23 protein-coding genes and 1 tRNA gene are annotated in these 18,361 nt (G+C 62.4%); 7 read left to right on the top strand and 17 right to left on the bottom strand.

Features of this window, described 5'->3' with window-relative positions; genetic code table 11:
• Positions 1-38: 38 nt before the first annotated feature.
• Positions 39-1,076 (bottom strand): tRNA preQ1(34) S-adenosylmethionine ribosyltransferase-isomerase QueA, encoded by a 1,038-nt coding sequence (gene queA / locus OCT48_RS16955; RefSeq protein ID WP_263590310.1) that lies wholly within the window; start codon positions 1,074-1,076, stop codon positions 39-41.
• A 142-nt stretch (positions 1,077-1,218) separates the two neighbouring features.
• Between queA and OCT48_RS16950 the strand changes: the two genes are divergently transcribed.
• A tRNA-Leu gene (locus tag OCT48_RS16950) sits at positions 1,219-1,305 on the top strand.
• A 551-nt stretch (positions 1,306-1,856) separates the two neighbouring features.
• On the opposite strand, the gene OCT48_RS16945 is transcribed toward OCT48_RS16950, so the two are convergent.
• From OCT48_RS16945 to OCT48_RS16890, 12 genes are all read right to left on the bottom strand, one after another.
• Complete coding sequence (locus tag OCT48_RS16945; RefSeq protein ID WP_263590309.1) at positions 1,857-2,891, bottom strand: tyrosine-type recombinase/integrase; 1,035 nt, start codon at positions 2,889-2,891, stop codon at positions 1,857-1,859.
• Positions 2,888-4,183, bottom strand: a complete 1,296-nt coding sequence (locus OCT48_RS16940; protein ID WP_263590308.1) for a hypothetical protein — start codon at positions 4,181-4,183, stop codon at positions 2,888-2,890. Before OCT48_RS16940 ends, OCT48_RS16945 begins: the two co-directional genes overlap by 4 nt.
• Positions 4,184-4,336: 153 nt before the next feature.
• Entirely contained in the window at positions 4,337-5,017 is a 681-nt protein-coding gene (locus tag OCT48_RS16935; RefSeq protein WP_263590307.1) for a conjugal transfer protein TraX, read from the bottom strand.
• Entirely contained in the window at positions 5,014-5,859 is an 846-nt protein-coding gene (locus OCT48_RS16930) for a zonular occludens toxin domain-containing protein (RefSeq protein ID WP_263590306.1), read from the bottom strand. The genes OCT48_RS16935 and OCT48_RS16930 overlap by 4 nt, the downstream gene beginning before the upstream one ends.
• Position 5,860: 1 nt before the next feature.
• Complete coding sequence (locus OCT48_RS16925; protein WP_263590305.1) at positions 5,861-6,151, bottom strand: hypothetical protein; 291 nt, start codon at positions 6,149-6,151, stop codon at positions 5,861-5,863.
• A 2-nt stretch (positions 6,152-6,153) separates the two neighbouring features.
• Positions 6,154-7,350, bottom strand: coding sequence for a virulence factor TspB C-terminal domain-related protein (locus tag OCT48_RS16920; protein ID WP_263590304.1), 1,197 nt, complete (start codon positions 7,348-7,350; stop codon positions 6,154-6,156).
• Positions 7,351-7,425: 75 nt separating this feature from the next.
• Complete coding sequence (locus OCT48_RS16915; RefSeq protein WP_263590303.1) at positions 7,426-7,647, bottom strand: major capsid protein; 222 nt, start codon at positions 7,645-7,647, stop codon at positions 7,426-7,428.
• 5 nt (positions 7,648-7,652) lie between these two features.
• Positions 7,653-7,868, bottom strand: a complete 216-nt coding sequence (locus OCT48_RS16910; protein WP_263590302.1) for a hypothetical protein — start codon at positions 7,866-7,868, stop codon at positions 7,653-7,655.
• Positions 7,865-8,197 carry a hypothetical protein gene (locus tag OCT48_RS16905; protein ID WP_263590301.1) on the bottom strand — a complete coding sequence of 111 codons (333 nt, stop codon included), beginning with the start codon at positions 8,195-8,197 and terminating at the stop codon, positions 7,865-7,867. The genes OCT48_RS16910 and OCT48_RS16905 overlap by 4 nt, the downstream gene beginning before the upstream one ends.
• A gap of 379 nt (positions 8,198-8,576) precedes the next feature.
• Complete coding sequence (locus tag OCT48_RS16900) at positions 8,577-8,801, bottom strand: hypothetical protein (RefSeq protein WP_263590300.1); 225 nt, start codon at positions 8,799-8,801, stop codon at positions 8,577-8,579.
• Positions 8,798-9,583 (bottom strand): hypothetical protein, encoded by a 786-nt coding sequence (locus tag OCT48_RS16895; protein WP_263590299.1) that lies wholly within the window; start codon positions 9,581-9,583, stop codon positions 8,798-8,800. The genes OCT48_RS16900 and OCT48_RS16895 overlap by 4 nt, the downstream gene beginning before the upstream one ends.
• Complete coding sequence (locus OCT48_RS16890; RefSeq protein WP_263590298.1) at positions 9,580-9,786, bottom strand: DNA-binding protein; 207 nt, start codon at positions 9,784-9,786, stop codon at positions 9,580-9,582. The genes OCT48_RS16895 and OCT48_RS16890 overlap by 4 nt, the downstream gene beginning before the upstream one ends.
• A gap of 123 nt (positions 9,787-9,909) precedes the next feature.
• Here OCT48_RS16890 and OCT48_RS16885 point away from each other — a divergent pair, with 123 nt between their 5' ends.
• The 3 genes from OCT48_RS16885 to OCT48_RS16875 all read left to right on the top strand — a co-directional run bounded on the left by OCT48_RS16885 (position 9,910) and on the right by OCT48_RS16875 (position 11,879).
• A complete protein-coding gene (locus OCT48_RS16885) occupies positions 9,910-10,200 on the top strand; it encodes a helix-turn-helix domain-containing protein (RefSeq protein WP_263590297.1) in 291 nt (96 codons plus the stop codon).
• Between the two features lie 117 nt (positions 10,201-10,317).
• Entirely contained in the window at positions 10,318-10,893 is a 576-nt protein-coding gene (locus OCT48_RS16880) for a DUF2726 domain-containing protein (RefSeq protein WP_263590296.1), read from the top strand.
• Between the two features lie 2 nt (positions 10,894-10,895).
• The gene (locus tag OCT48_RS16875; protein ID WP_263590295.1) at positions 10,896-11,879 is read left to right on the top strand and encodes a hypothetical protein; all 984 of its coding nucleotides are present in this window, start codon (positions 10,896-10,898) and stop codon (positions 11,877-11,879) included.
• Here OCT48_RS16875 and OCT48_RS16870 read toward each other — a convergent pair.
• From OCT48_RS16870 to OCT48_RS16855, 4 genes are all read right to left on the bottom strand, one after another.
• Positions 11,837-12,739, bottom strand: a complete 903-nt coding sequence (locus OCT48_RS16870; RefSeq protein ID WP_263590294.1) for a hypothetical protein — start codon at positions 12,737-12,739, stop codon at positions 11,837-11,839. The two genes, OCT48_RS16875 and OCT48_RS16870, sit on opposite strands and share 43 nt — an antisense overlap.
• A 29-nt stretch (positions 12,740-12,768) precedes the next feature.
• The gene (locus OCT48_RS16865) at positions 12,769-12,954 is read right to left on the bottom strand and encodes a hypothetical protein (protein ID WP_263590293.1); all 186 of its coding nucleotides are present in this window, start codon (positions 12,952-12,954) and stop codon (positions 12,769-12,771) included.
• Positions 12,955-14,249: 1,295 nt separating this feature from the next.
• A complete protein-coding gene (locus OCT48_RS16860; RefSeq protein ID WP_263590292.1) occupies positions 14,250-15,062 on the bottom strand; it encodes a DUF1206 domain-containing protein in 813 nt (270 codons plus the stop codon).
• 22 nt (positions 15,063-15,084) lie between these two features.
• Positions 15,085-15,699: an exopolysaccharide biosynthesis protein gene (locus tag OCT48_RS16855; protein ID WP_263590291.1), complete on the bottom strand. Its 615-nt coding sequence runs from the start codon at positions 15,697-15,699 to the stop codon at positions 15,085-15,087.
• A 364-nt stretch (positions 15,700-16,063) separates the two neighbouring features.
• Here OCT48_RS16855 and OCT48_RS16850 point away from each other — a divergent pair, with 364 nt between their 5' ends.
• The 3 genes from OCT48_RS16850 (at position 16,064) to OCT48_RS16840 (ending at position 18,355) form a co-directional block, all read left to right on the top strand.
• The gene (locus OCT48_RS16850) at positions 16,064-17,149 is read left to right on the top strand and encodes a glycosyltransferase family 9 protein (RefSeq protein WP_263590290.1); all 1,086 of its coding nucleotides are present in this window, start codon (positions 16,064-16,066) and stop codon (positions 17,147-17,149) included.
• Between the two features lie 144 nt (positions 17,150-17,293).
• Positions 17,294-17,704 carry a nucleoside diphosphate kinase regulator gene (gene rnk, locus OCT48_RS16845; protein WP_263590289.1) on the top strand — a complete coding sequence of 137 codons (411 nt, stop codon included), beginning with the start codon at positions 17,294-17,296 and terminating at the stop codon, positions 17,702-17,704.
• Positions 17,705-17,737: 33 nt separating this feature from the next.
• On the top strand, positions 17,738-18,355 hold the full coding sequence (locus OCT48_RS16840) for a LysE family translocator (protein WP_263590288.1): 618 nt from the start codon (positions 17,738-17,740) through the stop codon (positions 18,353-18,355).
• The last annotated feature ends 6 nt before the right edge of the window (positions 18,356-18,361 follow it).

Below are 18,361 nucleotides of genomic sequence, written 5' to 3'. Positions count from 1 at the left end.
GTCAGCGCGTGCGGCCACGCGGTCGCCTGTCGCTCGGCTCAGCGGGCGCGGGTGAGATACATGGCGTCGCCATAGCTGAAGAAGGCGTAGCCCTCGCGGACCGCCTCCCGGTAGGCGGCCATCACCGTCTCGAAGCCGGCGAAGGAGGATACCAGCATCAGCAGGGTCGACTCCGGCAGGTGGAAGTTGGTGACCAGGGCATCGACGATGCGCCACTCGTAGCCCGGGTAGATGAAGATGTCGGTCTCGCCGCTGTAGGGGGCGATCTCGCCGTCGGCGCTCTTCAGGCAGGCCGATTCCAGGCAGCGCACGCTGGTGGTGCCCACGGCGATCACCCGGTTGCCCCGCGCCCGGGCGGCCCGCACCTGCTCGCAGACCGTCTCGGACACCTCGATCCACTCGCTGTGCATCCGGTGCTCGCGGATGTCGTCGGCGCGCACCGGCTGGAAGGTGCCGGCGCCCACGTGCAGGGTGACGAAGGCGCTCTCCACGCCCTTCTCGGCGAGCGCCTCGAGCAATGGCTCGTCGAAGTGCAGCCCGGCGGTGGGGGCGGCCACGGCGCCGTCGCGGCGGGCATAGACGGTCTGGTAACGCTCGCGGTCGCCGAGTTCGTCCTCGCGGGTGATATAGGGCGGCAGCGGCATATGGCCGTGAGCCTCGAGCAGGGCGATCAGCGGCGTCTCGCCGAGGAAGCGCAACTCGAACAGCGCCTCGCGGCGGCCCTCGACCACGGCGCGGATGCCGCCCTCGAATTCGATCTCGGTGCCAGGCCTGGGTGACTTGCTGGCGCGCAGGTGGGCCAGGCCGCGGTGGGCGTCGAGGGGGCGCTCCAGCAGCATCTCCACGCGCCCGCCGCTGGCCTTGTGGCCATGCAGGCGGGCGGGGATCACCCGGGTGTCGTTGAACACCAGCAGGTCGCCGGGGGCGAGCTGCTCGAGCAGGTCGGGGAAGCGACGGTGCGCGAGCCGACCGCTCTGGCCATCGACGCACAGCAGGCGGCAGTCGCTGCGTTGTTCGGAGGGATAGCGGGCGATCAGCGCCTCGGGGAGCTCGTAGTGGAAATCGGCGCGCTGCATGGGGCGTTTCGGTCCGGATGAAGGGAGCATGAACGACGGCTCGGGCCAGCCGTGGCAAGCCGACAAGGATACCGTGTCCCGTGGCCGAAGTCAGGGCCCCCGATTGACCTGCTCCACGGCCCACGTATAATGCCACGCCGTTGCCGGTGTGGCGGAATTGGTAGACGCAGCGGATTCAAAATCCGCCGGGTACAAGCCCTTGTCGGTTCGAGTCCGACCACCGGTACCATGAAATCAAGCACTTACCTCCCTCCATGTGCTTGATCTACATTAGATTCCCCTCACGTGTCAACAAAGTGTCAACGGCGCTTTGCCCTGCTCGGTGGACGTTCTTCCCATCCCAGCCGCTAGGCGAACTGTTGCGCTTAGTACCAAATGACCTGATTGATACGACATTATTCTTAGCGTTTTATGTGAGCGAAGACTACATTTCTAATGTCAGGCAGGAAGCCTTCAGACTCGGTCATGCTAATGGTGAGGCAGCGGCCCCCTTCAGGGGGGTCGCTTTTTTCGTTGAATGGATTATTCGTGGAGCAAACATGATCGCGTCGGCCAGGTGATCCCTCGAGGACCTGGAACAGCCGCGAGATCTCGTCCTCGGTGAGGTAGGTCTGTGGTGCAAGGACAGGTTGGTGCTGCCCAATCGAGACTTTTAAGATATCTCTTACATACCCCAAGAGAATGCCTACTGGTCATTTAAGAAGCCACTGACATTCTTGGGCACTTGCCTGTGCTCCAATTCGAGGCGCTGAATAGAGAATTCTGCTATTTAGTTCCCTGCTAATTTTGCGGCCACTCACCAGTGGCCGTTTTTTTTGTGCAGCGCAGGGCCGGGATCTTGGGGGCGAACTTGATGGCGTCGGCCAGGTGATCTGGGGAGAGGTGGGCATAGCGCATCGTCATGGTGATGGTCTGGTGGCCCAGGATCTTCTGGAGGGTCAGCACGTCACCGCCGTTCATCATGAAGTGGCTGGCGAAGGTGTGCCGCAGGACGTGGGTGCGTTGGCCTCGGGGTAGCTGAATCCCCGCCTCGATGATGGCCGCCGAGAATGGCTCATAGGCGTGTGTGCGGAACAGGCGGCCGATCCTGGGGCCATGCTCGACCAGGGCCCGAAACAGATCCTCAGGAAGCGGGATGGTGCGATTGCGGCGGTTCTTGGTGCCGGTGTAGGTCACTCGACCATCGCGCACCATCTCGGCCCGCAGGGTCTGGGCTTCACTCCACCGGGCGCCGGTGGCCAGGCACAGGCGAGTGATCAGCAGCACGTCGGGATTCGATGACTCCTCGAGGGCCTGGAACAGCCGCGAGATCTCGTCCTCGGTGAGGTAGGTCAGTTCGGGTTCATCCAGGTGCAGGGGCTGGACCTGGGCGAACGGGTTGGACCCTTCCCACTCGCCAAGGCGTGCCAGGCGGTTGAAGACGGCGCGAAGGTGGGCCTGGTCATGATTGGCGGTGTTTGGGTGGATGCCGTCGGCGAGGCGCTGTTTGCGGAATTTCACGGCGTCCGTGGGCGTGATCGTGGCGGCGATCGGGTTGCCCATCATGTCGGCCAGGGCCTGCATCTGGGTATAGCGGCGCTTGCCGTCCTTGAGTGAGATCCCGTGGTAGTCGTACCACAGCTGCACCAGATCCTTGAGGCGGCGACGGTCCCGCTTCTTGGGGGCGTAGGGCTCACCGGATGCTGCCTTGCCACGCACGTAAGACTCGAAGCGCTTGGCCTCGGCCTGGGTCTTGAAGGTCTTGCGCACTCGCCGGCCTTCACGCCCCATGGGCATGATATCGACCTGCCAGCCGGTTTTGACCTTCCTGATCATGCGACCTTCCCGAGCAATCGTCGCTCGATGAGCTTGTCTTCCACCAGCTGCCGGAAGGCGCCGGCCTGGATGCCGCGACGGCGGTAGTAGTGTTCCAGGTCCTCCCACATGCCGGAGCGCTTCAGGTAGTCAATCGCCTGGTGCGTGCCGAAGCCCTGGCGGGCATAGATCGAGATCAGGTTGCCGAAGGCCAGGCAGACGTTCTTCTCGTTTCCCAGGCCGGGGGCCTTGCGGGCGCGCTTGTACAGAAAATGCGGCTCGTGGGCGAAGAAGCGCGGGTCGTCCTGGAACAGCTGCCAGGCGGGGTCGATGAGATCCCGTGAGGCGTCCAGGCGATAGCTCTGCATGGCGCTTCGCCAGATTCCGGTGAGGTGGGGGATCACGTCGGTGAAGCGGTGGAAGCCGTGGGCGTCGTCCAGGACCTCGCCGGTGTCGACGTTGCAGGGGATGCCACGGGCGAACTCGGCCAGCACCGACTGATGAAAGCGCATCTCAATGCGCCACACGTCCTGGTCGGGGTCATAGGGGCGGTCGAACGGGTCATCCCCGGCGGCCTGGCTCCAGATGCCCTCCCAGAAGTGCAGCTTGTCGCGGTGGTGGGCTTCCCGGGTCTTGTTGTAGATGGCGCATTGCAGGGCCCCGGCGGTACCGAACATCAGGGTTTCGCAGCGCCCGTAGGTGGTGGCGATGTTGCCGTGGTCGAAGCTCAGCGAGTCGATGCCGTCGATGCGAGTGATCTTCTTGGAGCGGGTCACGAAGCGGTCCATGAAGTCGCGGGGCGGCTCCCAGCCCTGGACGTCCAGGGCGAGGTGAACGGCGCAGCCGATGTGTTCCACGTGCTCGAGCAGACAGCAAGCGATGAGGTCCATGAACTTCTGGCAGGCGGCGGGCTCGCGTTCCTGGATGTAGTGGGGCGAGAGCTCGATCTTGACGTGGGTGCCCACCTGGTCGGCCTTCACGTGCCGGGCCTGGAAGAACACGATCACGCCGAGGTCGTTGTTCTGCAGGCGGTAGCGGAAGCCGGACCCGGAGGCGCCGGCCCCCACGGCCCAGGTATGGCCGAACAGCTCAATGGTCGCGCCGCGACCCTCCTGGTAGACGCCGATGATCTTGTCGAACTGAGGCAGGCAGGGCAGCCCCCGATAGAGCTGACGGACCGTATCCACTCCCGCGTTCAGCAGGCGGACCCGATCCAGGTGGGCCTGTCCCTTATGGCTGATGAACAGCTTGCCCCACGGGTCCTGCTCGCCCCGTGCCAGTGACTCGACTGAATACCGTTCCCAACGCTTCATTTTGAACATCACCTATTGGTCATTATTGGCAGTTTTCCGCACGTTCCGGCGGGAGTCTGCGAGACGTGTTACAGGGAGGGTCTCGCCGGGCCGCGCATGCGGCGCGGGGATGCGGTCGCAAGCGTCCTCTCCCGCGGCGCACGCGCGGCCCGGTCATCCCAGCGCCCTCAAGACCAGAAGCCCCCACAGGTGCGCCGGGTAGAACCAGCGGGTGAGCCAGCGGGGCAGGCGCATCGGCGGTAGGTGAGTGCTTACGAGGGCGAGGATCCCAAGCACGCCCAAGGCCGCCGATAGCGCCGAGATCGAGGGGCCATATTGGGCCAGTGGCCAGCCCAGGAGCGGCACCAGCCAGAGCGGCGGCCAGCGGATCGCGGCCAGCAAGGCGAGGATCAGTCCCAGGGCCAGCGGGCCGTATTCGACCTGGAACGTGGCGAGGCTGAGGACGCTGCCCAGGACCAGGGCGGCGGGATCGCGGTGCCGGACGGCGGCGACCAGGTAGGCGGCGGCGGCCAGGGTGACGCAGATATTGCCGAGTACTTCCCCACGTAGGGCCATGAACGGCAGTTGCGCGAGCAGGGCGATGAACAGGATGCGGTCGGCGTAGCGGCGGGCGTCGGCGGTGTGCAGGGCGTGCCAGGCGATCATGAAGCAGAACATCGGCAGGGCCAGGCGGCCGACCGTGACGCGCAGCAGCGCGGGTATGTCACCACTCACTAGCCAGAGGCTGGCGTGATCGACGGCCATGGTGGTGATGGCCAGGCCCTGGATGATCGGCAACCAGGTGGGGATGGATCGATTCACGGGGGCGGCGATGGTGATGGCGGTGGTGGTCATAGCGTCAGCACCTCCACCTCGTGGGGCAGGCCCAGCTCCATGGCGTTGAAGCACTCGGGCCGGGTGGTGCGGATGGGCTTGGCGTCCCGGTCGTAGAGCTGACAGCTGTCCTTGAAGATCGAGCCGGCGTGGGCGGTGACCGTCGCCGCTGGTGCAGGGGCGCTGGGGGCGACGGTCGCTGTTGGGCTCGGGGAGGTGTCGGCGGCGGCGTCGGATTCGCCGCCCAGGAACCCCGATACCGAGTTGGCGGCATAGACCACACAGGCCGCCGAGCCGAGGAAGACGAAGGGGGCGATGATCAGGATGCGCGGCAGGCGGCGCTTGCCGGTGTGGATCGACGCCGATTTGTATTCGGCGAACACGGCCTTGGGGTGCTTCCAGATCGACACCTCACAGTCGGCGTCGCCCTTGTGGGTCATGGGGCTGGTGTGACAGATGCCCTCGAAGCGGTAGACCAGGGCGCCGCCCATCTTGCCCCGGCGCATCAGGTGCTCGTGGACCTCGACCAGGGCGCGCACGTCGCTGGTGACCTGGGAGGGGTTCTGGCAGGTGAGGATGAAGTCGATGCCGCGGTGGCGGTGGGTTTCCAGCTCGGCGATCTCGGCAGGGGGCGTGCCGGTGTTGCGGTAGCGGCGCCATCGCTGCTGGCACTCGTCGAGGACGATGATGGCGCCGTCGGGGCAGTCCATCCATTCCTCGGGGATCGGCGCGGCGCGGGTCCAGCCGTTGATGTTGGAGAACACCGGGCGTTCGGGGTGCTCGTCCATCAGCTTGAGGGTCATCCAGATGGCGCGCAGCGTCTTGCCGGCGCCGGGGACGGCGGTGATCAGGTGAATCGACATGTCACTTCCCTCCGGTGATGGCGGCGCTGGGCTTGAGGCTCCAGGCGTTCATGGTGGCGCGGAGCAGCAGGGCCGAGCCGATGGACGATAGGCCGACGTCGAAGCCGGCGAGCTGGATGAACCACAGCACCTGGCCGGACTGGCCGAGGAATGACGACGCTTGCGAGAGCAGGCCGGTGATCACCACGGCGCCGATGGTGGTGAAGACCACCAGGCCGGCGACGCGGGCCATCAGCGAGCCGACCAGGAAGGTGGCGAAGCCGGAGAGGATGGTGACGAGGATGGCGGGCATGGTCAGGTACTCCTCAGGACGATGTAGAGCGAGAGGATCATGCAGACGGCGATCACCGCCCCGCGGATCATCGAGGCGAAGTCACACAGCGGTTGCCAGTCCAGGCTGAGCGAGCCGCCGAACGGCGCGGGGAGCGCAATGGCGGTCGGCCCCGGGCAGCTACCGGACCCCAGGCCGATGTTGTAGTCGGGCAGGGAGTCGATGGTTTCCACCTGCCACTCGGGGGTGACCTCGGCGAAGGGCGGGATCGGCTTGTCCCACTCCTCGAGCTGCTGCTCCGCGGCGGTGTTGCCCTCGGCGTCGGTTTCCGGGTTCGGCAGAGGCTCGGCATTCATCTTGGCGGTCATGTTCTCGGCCCAGCGGGACACGGCCTGGTGGGCCTCGGGCGCGGTCTGGCCGGCGGCGTCGATATTGGAGAAGGGCAGCACCGAGATGGCATCGGCCCAGGGTTCGGGCAGCGCGGCGGGATCTTCCGCCCAAAAGTCGCCGATGATGGAGCCGGGCAGGTGCGGGTCCAGCTGAGGGAGGGCATCGTCCGGGACCGGGGTGACCTCGCCCTCGATGGTTTCGGCATAGTCGCCGGGGGCATATTCGTTCTGGTGAACCGTCTTCGACACGTAATAGGTGGGCCAATAGCCGTTTTCGTCCGGCTCACAGGGGGCGGTCGTGCAGTGCCCCAAAGCGATCACGCGGGATTCGTTGTACCCATAGATCGATGACTTGCCGAGGTGCGCGAAGCCGGCGTAATCCTCGGCGCGACAAAAGGTGCCCTCAGGTGCCCCACTACAGCCGGGGATTGCGGAGAAGTCGTCGTAGGTGGCGCCGTACTCGAATTCCTGATCCGGCTCGGAGAGGGCCGGGTCGTAGAGGCCGTCCTGCTGGGACCAGATGAAGCCGGCGGCGGTGATGGCGATGCCCAGCCCCGGCAGCAGGCGCCCGGCGGTCAGGGCGGCCAGGGCACCCCGGCGCAGGGTTTCCCGGGACACGGCCACGCGGAGCTGCTGGTAGTACTTGGGATCGTTGGCCGAGAAGCGATAGGCCGCCGAGACCTGGGTGGTGATGCTGGAGGCGGTGGAACCTACGGCCTGGACGCCACGGATCTCGGCGGCGGGCGCGGCTAGTGATGAAACAGGAGCCAGAAGGCCGGCAACAAGGCCAGCAATACCAACATACCGGGGGAGAGTTCGAGCATGGGTCATGGCCTCGAGTCCTGTGGGTGAAAGTAAAAGGGCCCCCGTAGGGGCCCGGGGTGGGGCGGTGTGTGATGGCCGGGATCAGCGCATCACGCGGCGGATCAGGAAGAACACCATCACGGTGGCCAGCACCGAGAGCACGGCGATGCCCACGTCGGAGACGGGGCCGGTGGCCGACTCGATGGTGGAGACCAGGCCGGTGGTGTCGATCCCGGTCGTGGTGGTGGCCAGGGCAGAGCCGGACACCAGGGCGGCGGGGACCAGGGCGAGACGGCGGGCGTGCTTGGCGATGAAGCGTTTCATGGTGGTTACCTCATGTGGGCGTGGAGTTGTTGGGCGATGGCCCGGATGGCCCAGGCGGCGGCCCAGACCATTCCGATGGCGAGGGCGACCGAGAGGGCGTCCTCGACACTCAGCCAAGGCTGGGTGCCAGCCTCGACGAGTTCGGCGGCGTCGACCCACTCCAGGGGCTCCAGGCAGGAGCCCGTGGAGGCGTCGAAGTCGCGGCAGACCTGGACCTTCACGACTTGGCGGCCTGCTTGGGCTCAGACGCGGCGGGGGCGGGGGCCTGAGCGGTGGTGGGCTTGCGCACGGCGATGGCGTGCATGGTGATCTTGCCGCCGGTGGTCCTCATCTCGGCGTCGATCTCAAGGTTGCAGGGCATGTGCGCGGCATGGGGGCGGATCTGGTCGAGGATCTCGTAGGGGGCGGAGATCGTGGCGACCTCGTAGCCGACGCGGTTCTCGTTGCTGGCGTCGGCCTCGTTCATGATGGTGAGCTTGGCGCCCTTGACGCCGTTATCCATGGAGTAGCGCATGGCGCCGATCACGCGGGCCTGGATGGTGTTGATCATGGGTCTGTCCTTCCTTTCTGGGCTGCTTGGCTGGTGAGCTGTTCGCAGTGCTCAGCGAGAGCCGCTAGCTCGGTGGTTTCCGGGGACTGACCGTCCAGCTCCCGGCTGTAGTACTCGGCGAGGCGGTAGAGCAGCGCCGCCTTGCCCAGGTCCCGGCCGTGGAGGCAGCGGGCCGCCCGCTCCCTCAAGGCTCTAGGCTCCGGGCAGGGGGCCCCCTGCCGCGCCACCCTGCCCCTCGGTCGAGGTGCACGGCAGTCGACCACGGGCCCCCCATCAAGGCGTCCGGTCGCTGCGCTCCCTTCCGCCTTGACGGGTGCCCCGCTGCCGACTCGGGGAGCCGTGCGACCGATGGGCGACGGGTGACGGGCAGGGGACAACATCAGAGGGCTCCAGAGCCTTGAGAGGCGGGCGCTTCGGTGGAGAGCCCCAGGGCGTGGAGGTCGCCACGCTCCAGGCGGTCGAGGCCGTCCTGGATCAGCAGCTCGCCCAGGGCGGACGGGGTGATGTGGTGCGTGCCGGCCTGGACGAGGTAGCGACCGTAATCGGCGGCGTCCAGGAACACGCGGATCGACTGTTTCTTGCCGGTGGCAGTGGCAGTAGTCATGGGGTGTTCCTCGGGTGGTGGATGGTCAGGCACTGACGCCCTGCGGTTGTCGGGCTGCGACCCTCACGAATCGGAGATTCGTGTCGGTTCGCCGCCGGGGGAGCGGACCCTGGGCGGGGGTGAAAGAGATCAACGTCAACACCAGGGCGATCAGCATCCGCCCAGCGGGCGGCGAGGCATTGCGCCGCGGGCCAGGCATAGCGAGCGTCCTGGTGGCCCGGGTGCAGGTGTGGATAAACCGCCGTCCCGTAAAAAGCGGCCCGCTCGGTCGCCTTGCCGGGGGATCGGGGCAGGGCAGGCGTGGCGACGTCGCGGGCCAAAGGCGCGGGGAACGCAGGGATGCTACGGGGTGAATCGGTAGCAGGACGGGCCGAGGGGGCGGTGTCAGCGGCCGGAGCCTCGTCCAGGGTGTAGGCATCGAAGCCGAGGTAGAACGCCTCGTAGAAGGCTTCATAGACATGGGTGATGAAGGTGCGGGCGGCGGCCTGGGTGGCAAACCCATCAACCGCGATGGTGCCGGCGGTCTTGGGCAGGCGGAGGGTGACGCCGGGGATCTCGAAGCCCTCCAGCTGGTCGGCGGTGATGCGATCCCCGAGCACCACGTCCCAGCCCAGCAGGTCGGAACCGTAGATAAAGCCGTGGTCGTTGCCCGACAGGGTCATCTGGTGAACCTCGCCGTGGAGGTCGACGGGCTCCTGGTAGCTGGGCGCATCAAAGCGGAAGTCGATGAAGGTGCAGCCGTCGGTGGTGCGCTCACGTTCGAAGCGGATATCGAAGCTCATGACCAGTCCTCCTGGGTGAGGCACTGCGCCTGGAGCAGGGCGATATTGACCATGCGGTATTTGCCGACCTTCAAGGCGGGCAGGTGACCGTTGCGAATCTGGCCGTAGACGACCCCTTGTTCGAGGCCGGAGAGCTCGGCGAAACGCTCGATGGTCATCAGGGGCACATGGGCCGGGACCTGGGGCGCTTGTGGTTCTTCCATCGTCGTCACCTGCCTTTGGTTGCCTGTGTTAGGCTTCAGGAGGGTTCAGGAGAGTTATGGGTACTGTGATTAGGGGTACCATAACTGTGGTATATACGACAAATATCGTATAGCAGGCGACATATGTCAAGCGAAAAGAGCTTTTCTGAAAAGCTCAAAGAAATCAGAGATGTAAATGGTCTAGGACGGAAAGCCTTCTCTGACGAGACGGGCATTCCCATCAGGACCATCGAAGGGATCGAGCAACGGGGCACGATCCCTCGGACAGACATTGCCCAGAAAATCTGTAAGCGTTGGCCGGAGTACTCTCTCTGGCTGATGACAGACCAGGTGAACGAGGAAGCGGGGCAGATCAGCCCGGAGATCGAGAAGGCACGGAAGACGCTCAAGCAGACAGGGACGGATACCGACTAGCCAGGAAGGCAGCGGCAAGGTGGTACCAGGGCGGCAGGCTCCAAGGATAGGAGGTCGGCCTTGAGCAGGGAAAAATCTAGCTGTGGATAAAGACGATAAACCACGGAGGGCGGAGCTATGGAACAAGCCATGCAAGAGATTACGAATACTGCCGTGACTTTTTCCATCTATGGGATTCTATTTTTAACAGTTCTCACCATCCTCAGAATTCTATTATCCAGGACTTCTCTTGGTAAGATGTTGCTGGGCGGGAGTAAACGAGAGAAGAGAGACCGGAACTACTCAGAGGAGTTGATGGATCGAGGCGACGCTTACGTTGCCCGTACCCACCTAATGACCCCCGCCGAGCGTGACGTTTTCAAAGTGCTCGAAAAAGCTTATGGCGATAAATACTACATATTTTGTCAGGTTCGTGTGGTTGATCTGATTCAGCCAAATGCTAGAAAGTATCATCCCAAAAGCAAAGAGTTTATGTCTCTTTTTTGGCAGCTTTCGCAATGGCACTTTGACTATGTTTTGTGTGAAAAAGGCGACTTCAAGATATTTTGTGCTTTAGAGCTTGATGATAAAAGTCATGAAAAGGCTGACAGGGTTAAAAGGGATAGGATTATCAATCGGGCTTGTGAAGTGGCTGGAATTGTTCTTAAAAGGATGGAGATAAAACATAAAGACAGTAAAATAGAGGTTGTTTAGTTATGGCTGGATCGTCACGTGCTATTAAGTTGCTTTCGAGCCTGAGATTGAGGTTGAATCGAAGTCCTTTCGCTCACGTTGCTCTAGGTACTTTGTACGGAGGGGGGGTAGGGCTTGCGGTGAGGAGTAATGAAATCTTCCAGGGTGGCGATATCACTCTGCTTTCAGGTGCATCCATAGCAGCAATTTTTAGCTACTTGAATATTGCGACGAGTAGGGAGTCTAAGGTCAGAGACGAGGTCGTGGAAGCAACCAAGACTTTTGAAGAGAAGGTTGTATCAATTGTAGAAAAAGGAAGGAAAGTCATACACTGTGCTCAAGACTATAGTCGCGCAGAAGACAGTCTAAAGCTGGCTAAGAAAAAGTCCAATGAGAACGGAGTCAAGTTTAGGGAGAGCACAAAGGGAATGATTGATGCGCGAACCGCATTGCTTGAGAAGGGAGGAGAGGAATTAGAAAGGAAAAATAGGATAGTAACAGAATACTATAATCATTTAAAAGACATAACGGCTATATATGAATCTGAAAGGAAAGAGGCAAGACAAGATTTTGAAAATAAAAAAGAGAAGCTCAGAGAGGCGATATTTGAAGAAAGCGAGGAGTTTAATTCTTTCTGCACACTAGTAGAGATGCTTAGGCTCTCAGAGGTTGATGATTGTTTGAAGAAAAGCTTTGAGTCTTGTTTTCATCGAGTTGATTCTTATCATCGCCATATTAGAGGTGTTCACGCTTTGTCAGTGAAAGACAATAATGATGAAGTAAGCTGCTTATACAGCGATTTAAATCTTTCCATTGCTGCACTAAAGGCTTTGGTAAGTGTTTCAGAGAACAAAGTACTACCGCTTGAAGGGGGCTCTATAAGCTATAGGAAAAAGCTGAATAACGGATATATGGTACTGGTTTTCATAGTGGCTTTTCTGCTCTCTTATAACTTAAATCCCGATTATTTATCAGCAATCTCTATGCCTCCGTTGAAAGAATGGTAATACTCTGGATCGTATTTAGAGACACTCAATATCCGACCCCGAGGTATGGAGATTATTGGTTCTACAACCTCAGTTTCCACCTCTGGATAGTTTTCATAAGTGATGCCCTGCTCTTCAATGTTGGCAATGTTCTCAGATATGGAGTTCTTTATAGAAAGCCATACCTCGTCATAATCATGATCTATTACAAATGTCCTATCTTTATGGCACCTATGCCCGCTCTTTACAATGAATAACCTTATTGCCTCAACGCCGACACCATTTTCCTGAATAGCAAGAGGGATCTCATCAATTATTCCAACATAGCATTTCCCTTCTTCTACAGTTACTAAAATATACTCAATGTTCACAGATGCCTCTAAAAGTAAATCATCTATATAGCTTTTACTGGAAAATACCTCTGCTGCTTCGTTAGTCGCATTCACAAAGTTGAAAGAGAATTTGTCATGGACATGGCGAAATATGATAGTCAAAAGCAAAGTGCCTACAGCAGCCGAGGTGGTCCTGATGAATAAGGAGCTGTTCTCCGACCCGATCTTTCCATAAAAGGGCACGACCAATGAGGTTTCTATGAATTCAAAAAAGGAGGCTGGCTTAGGAAGGGTAAAAGTATTCTCCCATGCCTTCTTGAAACTTAAGTCTAGCGAAAAAATGCTATAGGCAGCATAAACAAGGGATGTGGCAGCAGGAAAGATGATCTCAGAAAAAATGAAGCCTATGATTAGGCAATAGACGCCGATTTTTGCAGAATTTAGATATATAAGCCACCCTTCATGCTTGTGAACATGAAAGAGAAGCTTAGGGGTGCTGTAAGTGGCGATGATTCCACATATTAGCAGTGCGACAGTGGCAAGAAACATCCCTGTTGCCTTGTGCGTTCGGAACCTAGTTAGGCAGGCTCAGGTTTGTGCTTTCTAATGTCGTGCTGTATGCGGGTTACAATAACGCCCTTGTCAATTTTTAGTGTTTCGTTATTTTGTATCTTGTAAGTTTTTTTGAAAGACTTTCTGTCTTTAAGGGTTTTAGAAGGGAAGGATTTTTCTTTAAGCACTTTGGATCCTTTTAGAAGTGCCATTCTTTCCTCCTTTGAGCATCGCAGGTGGTGCGACGAAAAGCGCTCAGTCTGTTGTCTTATCTTGATTGATTGTGACCCTAGACTAATAAATGTTTATGGTCAATATATTGGGGGTATAAGCTTGTAGAAAATGAGCCTATATCAGAGGGGTGGATGTATGTCAAGCAAATTGTTTTTGGCTATTTTTCACCATATTTTTATAGTTTTTTATAATATGACTATTCATGGGTGCCGTTATCAAAACATTAGCGTTCATATTGTGTCTACGCAGGCATATCGGAATAAGCTAAAACGAGGCTCGGAACAGTGATGAAGGCATGTTTTTGCTGAAACTGTTGACGCCCGCAGTCTCATGGTGCATTCGGTACTCGCTGACATGCCCGCAAGCATGGCAAGCAATGCGGTAGCGGGTGCCCTCTATCGGGTGTAGGTCAAACGCCGCCCAGGAGGGCCCACTGGGTGCCCTGATCTCTGTGGCACCACAGGGGCACATCATCACCCAGCGGCCACTGGGGTCTGGCATCATCGTGATATCGTCCATGGCTGGCTCCCTCCCGTTTCATTAGAATATAGAGATCAAAACCGGGCAGGGATGTAGGCCAACGCTGACAATCGCCGTATAGATGAGATGACCTGGGCCGGAGACAACGCGGTGACGACATCGTGTCTACAGGGCGGTGCCATAGCTAGCCAATATGAGAGAATGATGGGCTGTAAGGGCCTGATTCTGCTAGCAGTAAGCTATAACCTGCTGAATTAGCAGAATCCCATAACCCCTTGATGGAAGGTGTCAACAAGGCGTCAACGGAAGTGACCAAAATAGGCAGGGATTGGCAGGTTCGGCGCTTTGAAGCTTCTGTTTCTGCTTGGCAACGACATGCGTTGGCATACTTTCCTTCGTCTTCAAAATCCGCCGGGTACAAGCTCCTGTCGGTTCGAGTCCGACCACCGGTACCACAAAATCAAGTACTTACCTCCCTCCATGTGCTTGATCTGCATTAGATTCCCATCAAGTTACAAGCCGCTTCCGCCCGATCGCCCGACATGCCTTGCTGCTCTGGGCCTGCTTGCCGCTTAGATCGAAATGCTCTGGGCGGGCCCCAAAAGATTCTTGGCATTGTTGCTTAAGCGATGACTACATTTCTCATGTCAGCGCAGGGAGCCTTCTGACTAGTCATGTTGCGATATCGGCCCTCCCTCGGGGGCCGGTTTTTTTGTTGCGGTGCATCGGATATGGCGCACCGCTCATGTGGTCGCGCGTTGGGTGAGTGGTCGCCACTGCGGACGCGCCCGCCTCAATCGATGCTGGTGTCCCGAATGGCGGCATTGATCAGGCAGTAGAGGCCGTAGCTCGCCAGGCCGAGGGCCACCGCGCCGAGCAGCCAGGGGCCGAAGGGCTGGGCGGCCAGCACGTTTAGCGCGCCCCCGAGGCCTTGGGCCTCGCTGGGGTCGGCCTGCCAGGCTGAAAGGCACAGGAACAGGCCGATCACCTGGAACACCAGGCCGCGGGCCGAGAGACCCCAGCGGGTGATGACGTCTGCCAGCCGGCGTTGCAGCGGCCCCAGGTCCTGGCGGTACCAGTTCCTGATGTAGGTGCGCCGGATGGCCCGCCACAGCTGCCGCACGCCGATGGCGATGAACACCAGGCCGATGGCGAAGATCGCGTAGAGCCCGCCCTGGTGGCTCATCACCAGGGCGGTGCGGTCGCTGGCCGTGTCCTGTCCCGAGGTGCCGGCGGCGTCGCGCAGCAGGTCGATGCAGTAGAGCCCGAGGCTGCCATGAATGAGGCTGCTGATCAGGAACCCAAGGCGCGTGACGAGGCCCTTGGGGCCGCGACCGACGTTCTCGGTATCCAGCAGTGCCTGGAGGAGGCGCCAGGCGGCATAGGCGGCGAGCCCGGCCCCCAGGCCACCGAGCATCAGGTCGCCGAAGGGCTCGCTGGCCAGGCCGTAGAGGGCTTCCCGGGTCCCGACGTTGTCGCCCCCCAGGCCGGTCGCCGCCAGGAAGGCCAGGCCGCCCACCAGCAGATAGACGACGCCCTTGGCGGCGTAGCCCGCCCCGGCCGCGAGAACCACGCCCCGCCTGAGTCGAGTACCGGATTCTGGCATCGTGGGCTCCACGGTCGCTGCCTCAGGCGAGGCCGATGACCACCAGGGTCAGGGTGCCGCCGGTCAGCAGGTAGGCCAACAGCGCCATCAGCCCGTCCTCGGCGAGCAGGGCCAGGCCGAAGAGCGTCAGCGCCAGGCCGGCCCCGTTGGCGGAAAAGGGCACCAGCTCCATCGGCGGCATCGCCAGGCCGATCAGCAGGCAGGTCAGGGCCACCGGGAGGTGGGCCGGGGGGCGGGCGAGCCAGACCAAGCGCGCTCGCAGGAGGCGGTCGACCCAGCACGCGGGGCGCACCATCCAGTTCGTGACCCGCACGAAGCGCTCGCGGGACACCCGTCGCCGCAACAGGCCGCGCGGCAGCCAGATATGCCTCCGGCCGAGCAGCAACTGGGCGGCCACCAGCACCACCAGGCCGGCCATCAGGGTGGGCACCCCGGGGATGTCGCCGAGCAGCGGGGCCAGGGTGACCAGTCCGGCGATCAGCAGGAAGGGCGCGAAGCTGCGCCGCCCCACCGCATCGAGGATCGCTTCCAGGCTCACGTCCTCCCGTCGTCGCCCCGCCTGCTGCACCAGGGCGATCAGCGTCGTGAGGTTGCGTGGGCCGGCCTGGGGCGGCGCTTGCTGGGTGTCATCGGTCATGCGATCCCTGCTGTCCGGGGGAGGGGGTCCAGGGCCCGGCGCCGGTCCTGGCGGCCAGGGTCGCCTGGGCGGCGTCACGACAGTGTAGCCTGGCCGCCCGTGCCGATGCATGCCGATCCTGCCGGGTGGCGGCCCTGTTGTCTGGCCTCGCGATATCGTATGGTAGGCGTCCGGTCCTTCTCTCGTGCTTGCGGGGGGAGGGCTGTTTTCGTTGGTTCCCGGGCGGGCGTCCGTCTGGTCAGGCCTCCCGGATACAGCGGGTCGGCGGTCCGCCCGCCAGCCGGGGCGAGGCCTGGTGCCTCGCGACGATGGCCGAGGGCGCGCCTGCTTTCCTTTTTTCAGTGTCTGGTGATCGACGTCATCTATGGCCGCTTCCGCCAAATTCTTCCAGCAGCTCCTGCGCCATCCCCGCCGGACCCTTCGCCTGCGCTACAGCCAATGGCGCTACGACTACACCCCGGAGTCGCGGGTGCCCGACACCCTGCACACGGCGGTGCTGTTCGTGCCCAAGCGGATCGGGGACGGCATGGCCGTGTTCCCGGTCATCCGGGCGCTGCAGGCCCGCGGGGTGTCCCGCCTGGTCATCGTCGCCTCGAGCTACAACGAGATCGTCTTCCGGCGGCTCGCGGACGAGAGTGTCGAGGTGGTGACCCTCGCCGACGCCAAGGACCTGCGGGCGATGCGTGGCGTGGCCCGCGAGCTTCGCGCCCGCCATGGCCGCGTCGATCTCTGCGTGGAAGGCACCATCCGCGATAACCCGATCACCCGGTGCTTCGTCGGCACCCTGCGGGCACGCTGCAACCTGAAGCTGGGGGCCTCACCGATGCGCTGCTACGCGTCGCTGCGTGGCGAGGCCCAGGCGATGCTGGATCGTGGCGAGGCTCGTCCGCACTGCTGGGCCGACCTGATGCGGGAGGCCGGCATCGCCGAGGTGCGGGGAGCCTATGAGTTTCCGATCGCCGCCGACGACGAGGAACGGGTCCGGCGGAGCGTGGCACCGCTGCGCCCCTATGTCGCCCTCAACCTGGATGGCAGTCATCCGGCGCGCCAGCTGTCCCTCGAGCAGGGGCGGCGGCTTTGCGAACTGCTGCGCGACATCCCGGGCCTGCCCGTGGTGATGGTCTTCGGCCCCGGCGGCGAGGACAAGGCGCGCCGGCTGGCGGCCGACATGCCCGATGTGCACTGCCTGCCGCTGGCGGTGAGCCTGCCGCACAGCGTGGCCATCGTGAAGCATGCCGCCCTGGTGGTGACCCCCGATACGGCGGTGCTGCACATGGCGAGCGCCTGGAATCGGCCGACCCTCGGGCTCTACGCCCGCCCCCAGCGGCGCTGGCGGCCGCTGGCCGAGCACAGCGCCATGATCGAGACCGGCGGCCACCTCGCCGATCTCGACATGCAGGAAGTGGCCCGGGCCCTGGCCGCGTTGCCCGTGGACGAGGGGCGGGGCTGACCCGCCACGCCGCTGGCGCTGTCCCTGGCCGCGGGGATATCGTATGGTGAGATGTGTTGCAGTCCTTCTCCCGTCAGCGGGGGGAGGGCTGTTTGCGTTGGCTCCCGGGAGGGGGTCGGCCCGGACGATACATGGAGGTCAGTGATGACGCAGCGTCCCCCCTTGATCATCAACCGCCTGGATGCCGAGCGCCTGCAGCGCCTGATCGACGAGGCCAGCGGTGACCGCGACGTGGCGGAGGCCCTGGAAGCCGAGCTGCTGCGTGGCGAGGTGGTCGATCCGCAGGAGATTCCCGAGGACGTGGTGAGCATGAACAGCCAGGTACTGTTCACGGACCTGGCGCGCCGGCGACGCAGCATCCGCACCCTGGTCTATCCGCGCGCGCTGCCCGAGACCGAGGATGGCGTCTCGGTGATGGCGCCGGTGGGGGCGGCCCTGCTCGGCCTGCGGGTCGGGGATGTCATCGACTGGCCGCTGCCTGGTGGCGAGCCGGCCCGGTTGCACATCGAGGCGCTCCTCTGGCAGCCCGAGCGGGCCGGGCAGTTTCACCGCTGAGGCCACGCCGCCCACGACCCGAGGAGATTGATCATGCCGTTTTCGCTGTGGATGTCGCTGGCCGCGGTCTGCGCCATGGGGGCCATGTCGCCGGGGCCGAGCCTGGCCCTGGTGCTGCGCCACACCCTGGGCGGCGGGCGCCTGCCCGGGGTGGCGGCGGCGCTGTCCCATGCCCTGGGCGTCGGGCTCTATGCCTTGCTGACCGTCTGGGGGCTGGGGGCGCTGATCGTGCGCTTTCCCCTGCTGTTCCAGGCCATCACCTGGGGCGGGGCGGCCTACCTGGCCTGGCTGGGGATCAAGGCGCTGCGTGCCGGCCGCGCCGGGGCGCTCCGCGCCGAGGCCATGGCCACCTCGGGGAGCCAGGCCGCCCGGGAGGGCATGCTGGTGGCGCTGGGCAATCCCAAGCTGATCCTGTTCTTCATCGCCCTGCTCAGCCAGTTCGTGACGCCGGACATGAGCCTGGCGGCCCGGGCGATCATCGTGCTCACGGCGATGATCATCGATGGTGGCTGGTACGTGCTGGTGGCGGTCAGCCTCTCCCATTCCCGGGTCCTGCCCTGGCTGCAGGCGCGTGCCCACTGGATCAACCGGGCCACCGGCGTGCTGCTGCTGGCGCTGGCGCTGAGAGTGGTCGCCGGCCCCATCGGCTGAGGCTGC

The organism is Halomonas sp. M4R1S46 (assembly GCF_025725685.1).
In the GTDB taxonomy this organism is placed as follows: domain Bacteria; phylum Pseudomonadota; class Gammaproteobacteria; order Pseudomonadales; family Halomonadaceae; genus Halomonas.
This window is presented reverse-complemented; position numbering and strand designations above follow the sequence as displayed.